The organism is Pseudomonas sp. zbq_18, assembly GCF_043102245.1.
Classification (GTDB): Bacteria; Pseudomonadota; Gammaproteobacteria; order Pseudomonadales; family Pseudomonadaceae; genus Aquipseudomonas.
Genome location: NZ_JBICIT010000022.1, coordinates 222,122 through 236,266, shown reverse-complemented (window position 1 = coordinate 236,266; position 14,145 = coordinate 222,122). Strand labels below are relative to the sequence as shown.

At 67.4% G+C, this 14,145-nt stretch carries 19 protein-coding genes; 9 read left to right on the top strand and 10 right to left on the bottom strand.

Annotated elements, in window-relative coordinates; genetic code table 11:
* Positions 1-28: 28 nt before the first annotated feature.
* From ACF8C6_RS17725 to folE2, 7 genes are read right to left on the bottom strand one after another with little or no spacing between them, the layout of a single operon-like run.
* The gene (locus ACF8C6_RS17725; RefSeq protein WP_392500485.1) at positions 29-1,369 is read right to left on the bottom strand and encodes a dihydroorotase; all 1,341 of its coding nucleotides are present in this window, start codon (positions 1,367-1,369) and stop codon (positions 29-31) included.
* The gene (yidD, locus tag ACF8C6_RS17720; protein WP_392500484.1) at positions 1,362-1,607 is read right to left on the bottom strand and encodes a membrane protein insertion efficiency factor YidD; all 246 of its coding nucleotides are present in this window, start codon (positions 1,605-1,607) and stop codon (positions 1,362-1,364) included. Before yidD ends, ACF8C6_RS17725 begins: the two co-directional genes overlap by 8 nt.
* A complete protein-coding gene (hisI, locus tag ACF8C6_RS17715; protein WP_277692016.1) occupies positions 1,604-2,011 on the bottom strand; it encodes a phosphoribosyl-AMP cyclohydrolase in 408 nt (135 codons plus the stop codon). The genes yidD and hisI overlap by 4 nt, the downstream gene beginning before the upstream one ends.
* A complete protein-coding gene (locus ACF8C6_RS17710; RefSeq protein ID WP_392500483.1) occupies positions 2,008-2,880 on the bottom strand; it encodes a metal ABC transporter substrate-binding protein in 873 nt (290 codons plus the stop codon). Before ACF8C6_RS17710 ends, hisI begins: the two co-directional genes overlap by 4 nt.
* A gap of 13 nt (positions 2,881-2,893) precedes the next feature.
* Entirely contained in the window at positions 2,894-3,754 is an 861-nt protein-coding gene (locus ACF8C6_RS17705) for a metal ABC transporter permease (protein ID WP_277692019.1), read from the bottom strand.
* On the bottom strand, positions 3,754-4,419 hold the full coding sequence (locus ACF8C6_RS17700; RefSeq protein WP_392500482.1) for a metal ABC transporter ATP-binding protein: 666 nt from the start codon (positions 4,417-4,419) through the stop codon (positions 3,754-3,756). The genes ACF8C6_RS17705 and ACF8C6_RS17700 overlap by 1 nt, the downstream gene beginning before the upstream one ends.
* Positions 4,416-5,312, bottom strand: a complete 897-nt coding sequence (folE2, locus tag ACF8C6_RS17695) for a GTP cyclohydrolase FolE2 (RefSeq protein ID WP_392500481.1) — start codon at positions 5,310-5,312, stop codon at positions 4,416-4,418. The genes ACF8C6_RS17700 and folE2 overlap by 4 nt, the downstream gene beginning before the upstream one ends.
* An 81-nt stretch (positions 5,313-5,393) precedes the next feature.
* Between folE2 and dksA the strand changes: the two genes are divergently transcribed.
* Genes dksA through ACF8C6_RS17680 form a run of 3 tightly spaced genes read left to right on the top strand, consistent with a single transcriptional unit; the run spans position 5,394 to position 7,655 of the window.
* Positions 5,394-5,816: an RNA polymerase-binding protein DksA gene (gene dksA / locus ACF8C6_RS17690; protein ID WP_392500612.1), complete on the top strand. Its 423-nt coding sequence runs from the start codon at positions 5,394-5,396 to the stop codon at positions 5,814-5,816.
* The gene (gene zigA / locus ACF8C6_RS17685; protein WP_392500480.1) at positions 5,809-7,014 is read left to right on the top strand and encodes a zinc metallochaperone GTPase ZigA; all 1,206 of its coding nucleotides are present in this window, start codon (positions 5,809-5,811) and stop codon (positions 7,012-7,014) included. Before dksA ends, zigA begins: the two co-directional genes overlap by 8 nt.
* The gene (locus ACF8C6_RS17680; RefSeq protein ID WP_392500479.1) at positions 7,014-7,655 is read left to right on the top strand and encodes a DUF1826 domain-containing protein; all 642 of its coding nucleotides are present in this window, start codon (positions 7,014-7,016) and stop codon (positions 7,653-7,655) included. The genes zigA and ACF8C6_RS17680 overlap by 1 nt, the downstream gene beginning before the upstream one ends.
* 21 nt (positions 7,656-7,676) lie before the next feature.
* On the opposite strand, the gene ACF8C6_RS17675 is transcribed toward ACF8C6_RS17680, so the two are convergent.
* A complete protein-coding gene (locus tag ACF8C6_RS17675) occupies positions 7,677-8,033 on the bottom strand; it encodes an NADH:ubiquinone oxidoreductase (protein WP_392500478.1) in 357 nt (118 codons plus the stop codon).
* Between the two features lie 71 nt (positions 8,034-8,104).
* On the opposite strand from ACF8C6_RS17675, the gene ACF8C6_RS17670 reads away from it, so the two are divergent.
* Positions 8,105-9,070, top strand: coding sequence for a CobW family GTP-binding protein (locus ACF8C6_RS17670; RefSeq protein WP_392500477.1), 966 nt, complete (start codon positions 8,105-8,107; stop codon positions 9,068-9,070).
* Between the two features lie 144 nt (positions 9,071-9,214).
* Here the strand turns inward: ACF8C6_RS17670 and ACF8C6_RS17665 are convergent, their stop codons facing one another.
* A complete protein-coding gene (locus ACF8C6_RS17665) occupies positions 9,215-9,463 on the bottom strand; it encodes a hypothetical protein (protein WP_392500476.1) in 249 nt (82 codons plus the stop codon).
* Between the two features lie 190 nt (positions 9,464-9,653).
* Here ACF8C6_RS17665 and ACF8C6_RS17660 point away from each other — a divergent pair, with 190 nt between their 5' ends.
* Complete coding sequence (locus tag ACF8C6_RS17660) at positions 9,654-10,535, top strand: alpha/beta fold hydrolase (RefSeq protein WP_392500475.1); 882 nt, start codon at positions 9,654-9,656, stop codon at positions 10,533-10,535.
* Position 10,536: 1 nt separating this feature from the next.
* A complete protein-coding gene (locus tag ACF8C6_RS17655; protein ID WP_392500474.1) occupies positions 10,537-10,890 on the top strand; it encodes a hypothetical protein in 354 nt (117 codons plus the stop codon).
* A gap of 223 nt (positions 10,891-11,113) precedes the next feature.
* On the opposite strand, the gene ACF8C6_RS17650 is transcribed toward ACF8C6_RS17655, so the two are convergent.
* Positions 11,114-11,518: a DUF3301 domain-containing protein gene (locus tag ACF8C6_RS17650; protein WP_392500473.1), complete on the bottom strand. Its 405-nt coding sequence runs from the start codon at positions 11,516-11,518 to the stop codon at positions 11,114-11,116.
* A gap of 115 nt (positions 11,519-11,633) precedes the next feature.
* On the opposite strand from ACF8C6_RS17650, the gene ACF8C6_RS17645 reads away from it, so the two are divergent.
* The 3 genes from ACF8C6_RS17645 (at position 11,634) to ACF8C6_RS17635 (ending at position 14,143) form a co-directional block, all read left to right on the top strand.
* Positions 11,634-12,167 carry a zf-TFIIB domain-containing protein gene (locus ACF8C6_RS17645; protein ID WP_392500472.1) on the top strand — a complete coding sequence of 178 codons (534 nt, stop codon included), beginning with the start codon at positions 11,634-11,636 and terminating at the stop codon, positions 12,165-12,167.
* 173 nt (positions 12,168-12,340) lie between these two features.
* Positions 12,341-12,709, top strand: coding sequence for a DUF2946 family protein (locus ACF8C6_RS17640; protein ID WP_392500471.1), 369 nt, complete (start codon positions 12,341-12,343; stop codon positions 12,707-12,709).
* Between the two features lie 57 nt (positions 12,710-12,766).
* Positions 12,767-14,143, top strand: a complete 1,377-nt coding sequence (locus ACF8C6_RS17635; protein ID WP_392500470.1) for a PepSY-associated TM helix domain-containing protein — start codon at positions 12,767-12,769, stop codon at positions 14,141-14,143.
* Positions 14,144-14,145 lie beyond the last annotated feature (2 nt).

Here is a 14,145-nt window from a genome sequence, read left to right as displayed (position 1 = left end):
TCTCTGATCAGGTCGGTTAACGGAGCGCTCAGCCACGCTGGTAGCGCAGTGGCAGCCCCTGGCAATCGTGTTGCAGCTGGCCCTCATGCCAGGCCAGCTGGCCGGAGACGACGGTGCTGCGCACGGCATGGCGGAAGGCGCGGCCCTGGAAGGGCGTCCAGCCGCAGTGGGCGAGGATCGGGTCGGCGGCGACCGGGCGCGGCTCGGCCAGGCGTTCGATCAGCGTCAGGTCGGCCCAGTAGCCTTCGCGCAGGTAGCCGCGCTGCTCGATGGCAAAGCGCTGCGCCACCGCATGGCTGGTTTTCTCCACCAGGGTGGTGAGGGGCAGCAGGCCGTCGGCGACCAGTTCCAGCAGGGACGGCAGGGCGTGCTGCACCAGCGGCAGGCCGGACGGCGCCTGCAGGTAGGGGCGATGCTTCTCGTCCAGGGTGTGCGGCGCGTGGTCGGTGCCGATGATGTCCAGCCGCCCGCACAGCAGGGCCTGGCGCAGCGCGTCGCGATCGGCCTGGGTCTTGATCGCCGGGTTGCACTTGATCAGGTGGCCGAGCGCCGCGTAGTCGCGGTCATCGAAATACAGGTGGTGCGCGCAGACCTCGGCGGTGATCTGCTTGCCGGCCAGCGGGCCTGGCTGGAACAGGCTCAGCTCGCGGGCGGTGGTGATGTGCAGCACGTGCAGCTGGGTATCGAAGCGGCGTGCCAGGCTCACGGCCAGGCTGGAGGACTGGTAGCAGGCCTCGGCATCGCGGATCAGCGGGTGCTGGTCGGCCGGGATTTGCTCACCGTACTGCGCCTGCCACTGCTGTTCACGTTCGCGGATGCGCGGCGTGTGTTCGCAGTGGGTGAGGATGATGGTCGGGCAGTCGCGGAACAGGCGCTCTAGTGAGGGGAGGTCGTCGACCAGCATATTGCCGGTGCTGGCGCCCATGAACACCTTCACTGCGGCCACCCGGGCGGGGTCGAGCGCCGCGACGATGTCGAGGTTTTCGTGGCTGACGCCGAAATGGAAGCCGAAGTTGACCCCGGAGCAGCTGGCGGCGCGCCTTTCCTTGGCCTCTAGCGCGTCCAGGGTCAGGGTCGGCGGGTGGGTGTTGGGCATGTCCATCACGCTGGTGATGCCGCCGGCCACGGCCGCGCGGGATTCCGTGGCGAAGCTGCCCTTGTGCGGCGCGCCGGGGTCGCGGAAGTGCACCTGGTCGTCGATCATGCCCGGCAGCAGGTACTGCCCGGCGGCGTCGATCTCCACCTCGGCGCTGCGCCCGCTGATGCTGCTGGCGATCTTCTCGATGCGGCCGTGGCGTACCAGCAGGTCAGCCTCGAACTCGCGGCCCTCGTTGATCAGGCGGGCGTTGCGGATCAGCAGATCAGTCATGGGGATGTTCCCGATTGCAGCGATGGATGGGCGGCACGGGGTCATAACCGCCCGCATGCCAGGGATGGCAGCGGCCCAGGCGCCGCACGGCCAGCCAGCCGCCACGCAGCGCGCCGTGGCGTTCAATGGCCTCGATGGCGTAGTGCGAGCAACTGGGATGGAAGCGGCAGCGTGGCCCGAGCAGGGGGCTGATCAGGTACTGGTAGAGCCGTACCAGGCTGAGCAGCAGGCGTTTCATTGCGGCACGCTGATCACGCACACCCGTTCATTGCGGATGGCGTTGTAGAAGCAGTTGGGGCGACCGGTGTGGCAGGCCGCGCCCTGTTGCTCGACCAGTAGCAGCACGGCGTCGCCGTCGCAGTCCAGGCGGGCCTCGACCAGCCGTTGGCGGTGGCCGCTGGTTTCGCCTTTGCGCCATAGCTGCTGGCGCGAGCGCGACCAGTAGCAGACCTGGCCGCTGGCAAGGGTTTCCTCCAATGCCGCGCGGTTCATCCAGGCCAGCATCAGCACCTCGCCTGATCCGTGCTGCTGGGCGATGGCGGCGATCAGGCCGTCGGCATTCCAGGGGATGGCCGCCAGCACCTCGGCCAGCGGGCGGCTGTCGCCCAGCCCGGCCTGCTCCAGTTGCAGCCACAGGTTCATGGTTTGAGCGCGGCCAACAGGGTGTCGAGGTTGTGCTGGAACATGCCCAGGTAGGTGCTGGCCGGCCCCTCGCTGGCCAGGGCATCGGAATACAGGGTGCCGCCGACGCGGGCGCCGGCTTCCTCGGCGATCTGCTCGATCAGGCGCGGATCCTGAATGTTGTCGACGAATACGGCGCGCGCGCCTTCCGTGCGCAGCTGGCGGATCAGTGCAGCCACTTCGGCGGCCGAAGGCTCGTCGGTGGTGGACAGACCGACCGGGGCGAGAAATTCGAGTTGCCAGGCCTGGCCCAGGTAGCCGAAGGCGTCATGGCTGGTGACCACCTTGCGCTGGCTGGCCGGCAGGGTGGCCATGCGCTGGTTGGCCGTCTTCAGCAGGGCGTGCAGCTTGGTCAGGTAGGCGTCGCGGTTGCTGGCATAGGTCTTGGCGTTGGCCGGGTCCACCTCGCTGAGCGCCTTGGCGATGTTGCGCACGTACAGCTCGGCGTTGCTCAGGCTCTGCCAGGCGTGCGGGTCGGAGACAGTCTCGCCGTCTTCTTGCACCTGCAGCGGCACTACGCCCTGACTGGCGTTGATGCGTTTGCCGCGTGCCTCGCTGCTGGCCAGCAGGCGCTCCAGCCAGGGTTCGAAGCCCAGGCCGTTGGCGACGACCAGGTCGGCTTCGAGCAGGCTGCGTACATGGTCTGGGCTGGGTTCGAAGTGGTGGGCGTCCTCTTCCGGGCCGACCAGGTTGGTCAGGACGATGTGCTCGCCGCCGATCTCCTGGGTGAGGTCGGCGAGAATGCTGAAGCTGGTGACCACCCGTGGCTTGTCCGCGGCAGGCAGTGACAGTGGCAAAAACAGGGCGAGAGCGGCGAGCAGGACGCGCATGACGAGACTTTCCTCAGGTTGCAGTGGGCAGTGGGGCGGTACGCAGCAGGCCGTGAACCGGGCCGGCGATGACGGAAATCAGGTAGATGGCACCTGCCAGCAGCACGATGCAGGGCCCGCTGGGCAGGCTGGCGTAGAAGGACAACAACAGACCGAGCCAGACGCTGCTGGCGCCGATCAGTGCGGCCAGCGCCAGCAGCAGCGGCAGGCGGCGAGTCCAGAAGCGTGCGGCGGCTGCCGGCAGCATCATCAGGCCGACGACCATCAAGGCGCCGATGGCCTGGAAGCCGACTACCAGATTGAGTATCACCAGGCCGAGGAACAGGCCATGCACAAGCGGGCCGATGCGACTGCGGCCGCGCAGGAACAGCGGGTCTAGGCTGTCTAGGGTCAGCGTCCGGTAGATCGCAAGCAGCACCAGCAGGCTGAAGGTGGCGACGCCGAGCATGGCCTGCAGGGTGATGGCGTCAACGGCCAGCGCCGAGCCGAACAGCAGGTGCAACAGGTCCAGCTTGCGTCCGGCCAGGCCGAGCAGCAGCACGCCGCTGGCCAGCGAGATGGGATAAAGGGCAGCCAGGCTGGTGTCCTCCCGCAGCCCGGTGCGGCGCGACACCCAGGCGGCCAGGGCGGCCATGCCGAGGCCGGCGCCGAGGCCGCCCAGAGTCAGCGCCGGCAGGCTCAGGCCGAACAGCCAGAAGCCCAGTGCAGCGCCTGGCAGGATACCGTGGGCGATGGCGTCGCCGATCAGGCTCATGCGCCGTAGCATGAGAAATACCCCCAGCGGCGCGGCACTGCAGGCCAGTGCCATACCGCCGAACAGGGCCCGGCGCATGAAGGCAAATTCCACGAAGGGTTGCCACAGCGCTGCAAACATCAGGCGACCCGCTCCAGGGATTTCCCCATCAACTGGGCAAGGGGGGCGAGGATGCAACCCTGCGGCGAGACCAGCAGGGCATTGTCCAGACGGCTGCTGAGGTGGCCGATGGCATGGCTGACCACCAGCAAGGTGCGGCCCTCGCTTTGCCACTGCCTGGCGCGCTCCCAGAACAGCGCTTGCGAGGCTTGATCCAGCGCCGCCTCCGGCTCGTCCAGCAGCAGTACGGCGGCATCGGTCAGGTCCAGGCGGGCCAGCAGGGCGCGCTGTAGCTGTCCGCCGGACAGCGCCTCCAGCGGCAGACGTTGCAGCGCGCAGAGTTGCCAGCGGCGCAGGGCCTGATCCAGGCGTTCCTGGCGCTGGCGGTGGTTGCCGGTGCTATGCCACAGCCCAGTACCCACCAGTTCGCGCAGGTTGATCGGAAACTGTCGGTCGAACGCCTGTTGCTGTTGCAGAAAACCGATGCCGCCCTGACGTGGCGCATCGACTCGCACCAGGCCTGCCAGTGGGGTCTGCAGGCCTGCGATAACTTTAAGCAGGCTGCTTTTGCCGCAGCCGTTAAGGCCGATGATGCCGGTCAGGCTGCCGGCCGCCAGGTGCAGATCCAGCGGCGGCGTCAGTGGCCGTCCGGGCGCTCCCCATTGCAGGCCCTGGCAGTCGATCATGACGGCCGCCTCCAGCTGGCGCGGGCCACCGCATCGTGGGCGTGCAGGCTCTCGGCATGCACCACTTCCAGGCTGAAACCGAGCAGGCCGCCGTGCTCGCGCAGGCACTGGTGCAGGCGCCGCGCGGCGTCTTCGCAGAACATCAGGTTCTGTCCGTTGGCCAGGGCAAAGGCCTGCTCGTCGGCACGTTTGACCGCGGTTTGCAGGGCAGTGCCGAGGGCTGCCTCGGCGCTGTCCAGCAGCTGGCGAACGGGCAGGCTCTGCTGGTCAGGATCCAGGCGTAGCTGCAGGCGGGCTTCGCTGCGCTGGCTGTGCGGGGTGGCGAGAATGCCGCTGGGGCTGCCGATCCACGCGATGATGTCGGCATGATCGAGCTTTTTATCAGCAAATTCCGCCACGAACTGTTGCTGGATCAGCTGCCGGGCCAATGCCGCCGAGCACGGGCAGGTGGAGGAATAGCCGAGGGTCAGCTGCAGTTCCACGTGAAACCCCTGGTCATCCAGGCGGGTATTCAGCGCCAGCGGGTAGCCTTTCCAGCCGGCCAGTGGGCTGACCAGCGCCGGGCGCTTGAGCAGCAGCTCGCCACGCAGGTTGAGATGGGCCTGGCGCGACAGCCCCTCATGACTCTGCAGAAACTGGGTCAATACCGCCTGGATCGCGGGTAGAGACAGCTCGCGCTGCTCCAGAGCCTCCAGGGCCAGGTACAGACGCGACATATGAATGCCGCGTGCGTTGGGATCATCCAGGCTGACGCCGGCGTCCACCCGACAGTCCAGCGGCTTGCCGTCGAGCAACACGGGCAAGGCGATCTGCTGCATGCCCACGAAGTCCAGGCTGGGCTGGGCTTGTGTGTTGGCCTGTGCGGCGATATCGGGGAGTGTCAGGGCAGTCATCGGATTTCCAGGGCACGTTGTGAGCCTTTAATGTTATGTTATAACAAAAAATAGAAACAACCCTGACGAGACCGCCCTGTGATCAGCGAAGCCGACCTGCTTGCCATGCCTGCCGACACCTACATGAACGAGGTGCAGCAGGCGTTCTTCCGTCAGCGCCTTCTGGAGCAGCGTGCCGAGCTGCAGCAGCGTATCGACGAGGAGTTCGGCCAGCTGCGCGAGCAGGAGCCGGCCAGCGATCCCGTCGACCTCGGTAGCGCCGAAGAACAGCGCCAGTGGCAGCTACGCCTGCTGGAGCGCGAAAAGAAGCTGCTGGACAAGATCGACGAGGCGCTGGAGCGCCTGGCCCGTGGCGAATACGGCTGGTGCAGCGAAACCGGCGAGCCGATCGGCCTGCGCCGTCTGCTGCTGCGCCCCACCGCCAGCCTGTGCATCGAGGCCAAGGAACGTCAGGAGCAACGCGAACGCCATATCCGTGATGTGCGAGGAACCCCCAATGGATAACCGCTTACCCGTTACCGTGCTGTCCGGCTTTCTCGGCGCCGGCAAGAGCACCCTGCTCAACCATGTGCTGAAGAACCGCGACGGCCTGCGCGTGGCGCTGATCGTCAACGACATGAGCGAGATCAATATCGACGGCAACGAAGTGCAGCGTGATGTCAGCCTCAACCGCGCCGACGAGAAGCTGGTGGAGATGAGCAACGGCTGCATCTGCTGCACCCTGCGCGAAGACCTGCTGGAGGAAGTGGCGCGGCTGGCCCGCGACGGCCGCTTCGACTACCTGCTGATCGAGTCCACCGGCATCAGCGAGCCGCTGCCGGTGGCCGAGACCTTCACCTTCCGCGACGAACAGGGCCAGAGCCTGGCCGATCTGGCGCGCCTGGATACCCTGGTGACGGTGGTGGACGGGGTGAACTTCCTGCGCGATTTCCACGCCGCCGAAAGCCTGGCCAGCCGAGGCGAGACTCTGGGTGAAGAAGACGAGCGCTCGATCACCGACCTGCTGATCGAGCAGGTGGAGTTCGCCGACGTGATTCTGATCAGCAAGACCGACCTGATCTCCAGCGCCGAGCGCGAGGAGCTGACCGCCATCCTGCGTGGCCTGAACACCGAGGCCGAGATCGTGCCGATGGTGATGGGCCAGGCGCCGCTGGCGAAGATCCTCAACACCGGCCGCTTCGATTTCGACCGCGCTGCCCAGGCCCCCGGCTGGCTCAAGGAACTGCGCGGCGAGCACGTGCCGGAGACCGAGGAGTACGGCATTGCCTCGACCGCCTACCAGGCACGCCGGCCCTTCCACCCGGAGCGCTTCTTCGCCTTCCTCAACCGCGAATGGGTCAACGGCCGCCTGCTGCGCTCCAAGGGCTACTTCTGGCTGGCCAGCAAGTACCAGGAAGCCGGCAGCTGGTCGCAGGCCGGCGGGCTGATGCGCCATGGCTATGCCGGGCGCTGGTGGCGCTTCGTGCCCAAGACGCAGTGGCCCGAGGACGAGGACGGCCTGCGCACCGTCATGAGCAAATGGAGCACCGAGGTTGGCGACTGCCGCCAGGAGCTGGTGTTCATCGGCCAGAACATCGACTTCGCGCGCCTGCGCGCCGAACTGGACGCCTGCCTGCTGACCGACGCCGAAATGGCCGCCGGCCCCGAGGCCTGGCAACGCCTGCCGGACCCCTTCGGCCCCTGGACCGAGGAGGCGGCCTGATGCACGCCCTGCAGCTGCGTCCGCCGCCGCGCCAGGCGCTGGGTGAGCATCACGAGGTGCTCGGCAAGGCATTGCTCGATGGGGTCAACCTGGCGGTATGGCAGCGCCGTCTGCCGCCACAGGTGGAGGACTTCACCCATCTGCTGCTGGCTCAGCCGCAGGAGGTGGCGGAGACCCTGCACATCGAGGTGGGCGAGGACGAGTCACTGCGCATGCCGGCGCTGCTCCCCGCGCTGGCCGATTTTCACGGGCACGCGGCCTTTGTCGCCGATGTCCGCTGGCTGGTCGGGGCCTTTGCCTGCCTGCTCGACGCGCGCCGCGTCGGCCTGCGCTTGCGCAGCCTGAGCAAGCCAATGTGCCCGCGTTTTCATGTCGACCATGTGCCGTTGCGCCTGATCAGCACCTACGCCGGGGTGGCCAGCGAGTGGCTGGAGGAGGGTGGTATGGATAGGCGTCGCCTCGGCGAGGCCCAGGCTGAGCCGTGCGATAGCGAACGTATCCAGCGCCTGGAAGCGGGCTGGGTGGCACTGGCCAAGGGCGAGAAGTGGGCGGGTAACGAAGGCGCCGGGCTGATTCACCGCTCGCCGACACCGCCGCCGGGCGAACGTCGTCTGCTGTTGACCCTGGACTGGCTGGCCTAGCAGACCGTTGCAAGCTACCCGCTAGCGCGCCATCCACACGCCCTTGCTCTGCTGCTCGCAGGCGGGCTTGAGGTAGCGCGCGTCACTGGCTACGCCGTAGTAGAAGATGTCCTGCTGATAGGGCGTGCCCTGTACCTTGGCGTTACGGCATTCACCGAAGGCGCCGCTTGGGCATTGGGCGACGAAGCTGACGTCGACTTTCTGCCCCTTGAGTTGCGGGGCGCAGAAACCCTCGCGGAACAGGTTGGCGGGTATGCTGCGATTCTGCTGGCACAGCTTCACCTCCAGTTGCTGGCCGGCGCTGTGGATCACGCAGGCTTCGGCCCAGGCCTGGCCGCTCAGGCCCGCCAGCAGCCACAGGGCAACGATCGCACGCATTGTCTATCTCCTCGGAGCAAAGCGGCGACTCTAGCCTTTTCCACCCATCGTTAAAACCGCACCATAGCGCCATGCTTACCCAGATCCCCACCCATCTGATCGGCGGCCCGCTGGGCGCCGGCAAGACCAGCCTGATTCGCCACCTGCTGGCGCACAAGCCCGCGCACGAGCGCTGGGCGGTGCTGGTCAACGAGTTCGGCCAGATCGGCCTGGACGCTGCGCTGCTGGCGACCCATGAGAACGGCATCGGCATCGCCGAGATTCCCGGCGGCTGCCTGTGCTGCGTGGCCGGCGCGCCCTTCCAGGTCGGCCTGACCCGCCTGCTGCGCAAGGCGCGGCCGGATCGTTTGCTGATCGAGCCGTCCGGCCTCGGCCATCCGCTAGAGCTGCTGCGCCAGTTGGGAGCAGCACCCTGGGCCGGTGTGCTGGACCTGCAGCCGCTGGTACTGGTGCTGGACGCGCCGTCGCTGGCGGCCGGTCAGCCCCTGCCTCCCAGTCAGCAGACGGCGTTGCAAGCGGCTGCATTGCTGGTGCTGAACAAGGCTGATGGCCTGGATGACGCGGCGCGCCAGCGGGTGCGCGAGCGTTTGCCGCAGCGGGCGCTGCACTGGACCAGCCAGGGTGCGCTGGATTTCGCCGAGTTGCCACGCAGTGCAGGACATGGCGGCGCGGCGGCGGCCCTGCCGCCGATTCCCACCGAGGGTGCGCCGCTGGTGCAGATCTGGCGCGACCCCGGCGAGCCGATCTGCCAGGTACAGGATCAGGCTGAAGGCTGGAGCATCGGCTGGCGTTTCCACCCCAGCCAGCAGTTCGACCTGCAGCGGGTCCAGGCGTGGCTGGCGGCCGTGCCGTGGCGCCGCGCCAAGCTGGTGCTGCACGGCGAGGCGGGTTGGCGCTCGGCCAACGCGCTGGACGGGGCGCCACTGCAGTGGCGCGCCAGCGAGTGGCGCAAGGATTCGCGACTGGAGCTGATTTGTGGGGCGCCGCAGGCGGTCGGTGAGCTGCAGTCGGCACTGCTGGCCTGCCGCATCGGCTAGGGGTTACCCCCGAGTCACGCTGCATTCACCCGTACAACGGTCCAGGCCATTCTTGGCCAGCTCCGTCGCCTGCAGGCGGCCTGGCGCTGGCCGGTGCCAGACCGACCTAGAACCCTTTGCGCGCAGCTGTATCAGCAGCCTGTTTCACTCCGCCGGGGCGACCACTTGCTGAAACGGATAGTGCGAGGCTGCATGCTCGTGCTCGCTTGGCGCTGCCTTGAGGGTCAGCCAGGCGTTTGGCGCGTCGCCGTCGTGGGGCAGGAGCAGCGCATAGCGATGGCCACTGGCGTCTTCCCCCAGGTCACAGGCGATGGCCTCGATGCCCTGATCGTGCAGGCGGTCGCGCAGAAAGTCGATGTAGCAGCCGTTGTCGGAGGTGCGCAGGTTCTGCACGGAGGTTCTCGGTTGGTGAAGGCGGCGGCGATAGTAGCAGAAGGCCACTTCCGCTGACCTGCACAGGCTGTCTTATCGGTTAAACGCGCTCTGCATAGCTCTTATCGCCGCCCATTCGGCACTTTTGTCGACCTGACCAGCTGCTGCCGGCTCGCTAAACTGGCGGCATTTTTCTTGGCGGCTATTCATCATGCATCTGCTTCCCTGGTCCCATCCCACCTCTGCCGGTTTCACCCTGACCGGTTGGCACAGCGCGCCGTCCGGCAAGCCGCTGCTGCACTTCCTGCATGGCAACGGTTTTTGCGGGCGTACCTACGAGCCGATGCTGGCGCTGTTGGCCGAGCATTTTGACCTGTGGCTGTGCGACGCCCAGGGCCATGGCGAAACCGAGCATGGTGGCCGCTTCCACGGCTGGAACCGCAGCGCCGAGCTGGCAATTGAGGCCTTCGAGGCAGGGCGCGGCCTGTTCGGCGAGGTGCCGCGCTATGTCCTCGGCCACAGTTTCGGTGGTGTATTGACCAGCCTGATCCTGGCGCGCCACCCCGACCTGTTCCGCCGCGCGGTCATGCTCGACCCGGTATTGTTCAGCAAGTCGATGATTGGCGTGATGGCGCTGTCCGAGCTGCTCGGCCTGCATCGGCGCAACGTGATGGCGAAGAAGTCAGCGGCGCGCCGCCGCCACTGGCCGGATCGGGCCACGGCATTCTCGCTGCTGCAGGGGCGCGGCATCTTCCGTGGCTGGACCGATGCGGCGCTGCAGGCCTATGTCGATCATGCGCTGAAGGACGCCGAGGACGGCGGTGTCGAACTGAAGTGCCGGCCCAGCCGCGAGGTGGATATCTTCAGTTCCTTCCCCAAGCGCCTGTGGCCGTCACTGAGCAGAATCACCACGCCGAGCCTGTTGCTCTATGGTGCCAAGACCTACCCCTTCGTTGGCCAGTCGGCGCGGCGCCTGACGGCGTTGAGCCCGAGCGTGGCTATCGCCGAGGTTGAGGGCGGGCACTGCTTCATGCAGGAACACCCAGCAGAGACTGCCGAGCGTGTACGGGCCTTTCTGCTGGCGCAGGACTGACATGCGCGCCAGTCGCGAGGATGTGTGGCTGGCGCTGTCCGACCTGTGGCTGGATGTGGAGCCGGACGCCGCCGGGCGCCAGCACATCGTCCGCGTATTGCGCGCCAGCGGCCTGCCATTGGCCGAGCTGGAGCGGATCTTCTACACCGAAGTGGCGCCGGTGGTCTGGCTCAATGGCTGGAGCGTGGCCGGGGTATGGACTGGGTTCGATGCGCAGTGGCTGGCCGAAGCCTGCCGGCGCAACCAGACTCGCGGCCGTTGGCACCGGGCCAAGTGCCGGCTGCTGCGTTGGCCGATGACCTATATGTGTATCGAGGAATGGCGACTGATAGCCGCTGATCTGGCGCAGGGCTGAGTGGCCGCTCGAATCAGCATGTAGGTTGAGCGCGTAGGTTGGGTCGGGCCGCGTAGGTTGAGCGCAGCGAAGCCCAACTTGATGTACTGTTGGGCTTCGGCGCTTCGCGCCTCAACCTACGCGGCCCGACCCAACCTACGGCCTCTCACAAAAACGCGAACAAACCAGTTGTCCCTACAAGCGTATTCCTACTTTTCTGGGAGCATTAGCCGCCCATCCGGGCCTAATCGGCGCGGCGCTGTTCGTCCGGCTTGGGGTGGGTGCGGCGCCAGTCGTCCAGCTGGATCACCTTGCCGTCCGCCGGCTCCGGCGCGTGGAAGGGATGGGCGTCCAGGGTGATGGCGCCGGGACGCTGGCCGAACATCTGCACGCTGCCGCACAGGCGCTGCTCGCCAGTAACGGTGAATTCGAAGTCGTAGAGGCGCGCCAGGCGTCTGCGCCCCTGATTGTCGCGAACCAGGGCGAGGCGGCGGAAAGCGACGTTGCCGTCGAGCAGCTCGACATCCAGGCGGGCGCAGTGTTGCTTGGCCAGCAGCAGGGCGCGCTCGCGGATACCGTGGCCGCGCCACAGCCAGGCGCAGCAGGTGGCGAACAGCATCAGCAGCAGTACATCGAGCAGGTCGATCATCACAAATCCTCGGCGTGTGCCTGAAGCTTAACCGATTCGCCACAGCGCGCTTGAGCCGTTCGACCAAGTTGGCTAGGGTCGCGGTCGGCATCTCTTCCACGAAAAGGACTTTCTCATGCATTGCCCCGCCTGCCGCACGTCTACCCTGAAACCCACCAAGCTCGATGACGGCCTGCTGGCCCACGGCTGCGAGCGCTGTTCCGGCGCCCTGGTGGCGCTGCTCTACTACCGCGACTGGGCCGAGCGCGCCGCACCGTCTGCCGAGAGCGACGCGCCGCTGCAGGCCGAACCGGCCAGCGACACCCAGCAGGCACTGACCTGCCCCAAGTGCGCCAAGTTGATGAGCAAGTTCCAGATCAGCGGCACCCACGGCAATCGCCTCGACCTGTGCACCTCCTGCGACGAGGCCTGGCTGGACGGTGGCGAATGGCAGCTGCTCAAGGCTCTGGAACTGAGCCAGCGCATGCCGGCGATCTTCAGCGAAGCCTGGCAGCGTCGGGTCCGCCAGGAGGCTGCCGAACAGGCGCGCCGCGAGCGTTTCACCCGCATCGCCGGCGCCGAGGCGATCACCCGTGCCGACGAAGTGCGCGCCTGGCTCAAGGATCATCCGCAGCGCCGCGAGCTGTTGCACTACATCGGCCACGAGTGAGGTGCCCATGAGGCTCTGGCCGATCATCCTGCTTGGCAGCCTGGCAGCCTGGCGGCGCTGGGCGCCGGTGCCTGGCTGTGGGCACAGGATGAGCCACCGCCGCCGCGATAACGGCTATGCTTGCCGGCGGGGCGCGTTGGCGCCCCTTTCTTGAGCGAATCGGATAGCCGTCCTTGCCGTCGACCCGCCACCTACAAAGCACCGCGCGCCTGGCCCTATTGGCCATGTTCCTGCTGCTGGCTGCGCCGCTGTTGTCCCAGGGCCTGGCCCGGGCGCAGACGGACGGGCTGCCGTCCTGGCTGGACGAGCTGGCCTGCGGCGATGCGGCGCCGGCCCACCACGGCAGTCAGCCGCTGTGGGCCAAGTGCGGCTACTGCACCCTGCTGCTGTCCAGCCCGGCCGTGCCCGGTGCCCTGGTCGATCTTGGTGGCGTCGCGGATGCCCTGGCTGTCGGCATTCCGCTATCCCTGGCCGGCACTTTCATGCGCCGGCTGGCCCCTCACGATGCGCCACCGCGCGCCCCGCCCCACTCCCACGTCTGATCCGTTAGCACAGGGGCCGCAGAGCCCCCTCGATCCGACCATTGCGGGGTATTCACCGTGAGCAAGCCCAAGGTGTCCTTCTACAACCTGGCCTGGCGCTGGCACTTCTATGCCGGCCTGTTCGTCATCCCCTTCATGATCATGCTGGCGCTGACCGGCATCGTTTACCTGTTCAAGCCGCAGCTGGACCAGCTGATGTACCCCGAGCTGCTCAGGGTGCAGCCGGCGGGCACGCCACTGTCCGCCGATCAGCAACTGGCTCATCTGCAGCAGGTGCTGCCGCAGGCCGAGGTGAGCAAATACCTACCACCGCTCGACGCCGAGCGCAGCGCGCAGTTCGTCGCCAGCGTCGATGGCCGAACAACCAACCTGTTCCTCGACCCCTACAGCGGCGCACTGCTGGGCCAGCAGGATGCCGAGGACAACCTGCAGGCCATCGCCCGCGCCCTGCACGGCGAGCTGCTGATCGGCACCGTCGGCGACCGCCTGATCGAGCTGGCCGCCGGTTGGGGCATCGTCCTGGTGGTGTCCGGCCTGTACCTCTGGTGGCCGCGCGGGCAGGGTGGCGCCGGGGTGCTGTGGCCGCGCCTGGGCGCACGCGGGCGCCTGTTGTGGCGCGACCTGCATGCGGTGAGCGGCTTCTGGGGCAGTGCCCTGCTGCTGTTCATGCTGCTCACCGGCATGACCTGGACCGGTTTCTGGGGCGCGCAGTTCGCCGGGGCCTGGAACCACTTCCCGGCGGCCATGTGGGACGCCGTGCCGCAATCGACTGTGCCGGCGCGCAGCCTCAACACGGCGACCGCGCAGACGGTGGCCTGGGCGGTGGAAAACACCCCGCTGCCGCAGTCCGACCCGCATGCCGCGCATCATGGCCACGCCATGTCCAGCGCGCCGGTGGCGCCCGAGCGCATCGGCCTGCAGCAGGTGGTCGACACGGCCAGCCGTCTTGGCGTGCAGCCGGGCTACAGCATCAGCTTTCCCGGCGACGAGAAAGGCGTGTTCACCGTCGCCCTGTTCGCCGACGACCCGCGTAACGACGCCACCCTGCACCTGGACCAGTACAGCGGTCAGGTGCTGGCGGACGTACGTTGGGCCGACTACGGCCTGGTGGCGCGCACGGTGGAAACCGGTGTGATGCTGCACGAGGGCAAGCTGTTCGGCCTGGCCAACCAGCTGATCATGCTGCTGGTGTGTCTGCTGATCCTGCTGGGTTCGGTCAGTGGCCTGGTGATGTGGTGGAAGCGCCGTCCGGCGGGCCGTTTCGGTGTGCCGCCGCTGCGCCACGATATGCCGCTGTGGAAGGGCGGGGTGGCGATCATGTTCGGCCTTGGCCTGCTGTTCCCGCTGGTCGGCGCGTCGCTGCTGTTGATGCTGGCGCTGGACTGGCTCGGCCAGCGCCTGACCCGGCGTAGGGCCGAGCCAGTCGCGGGCTGAGC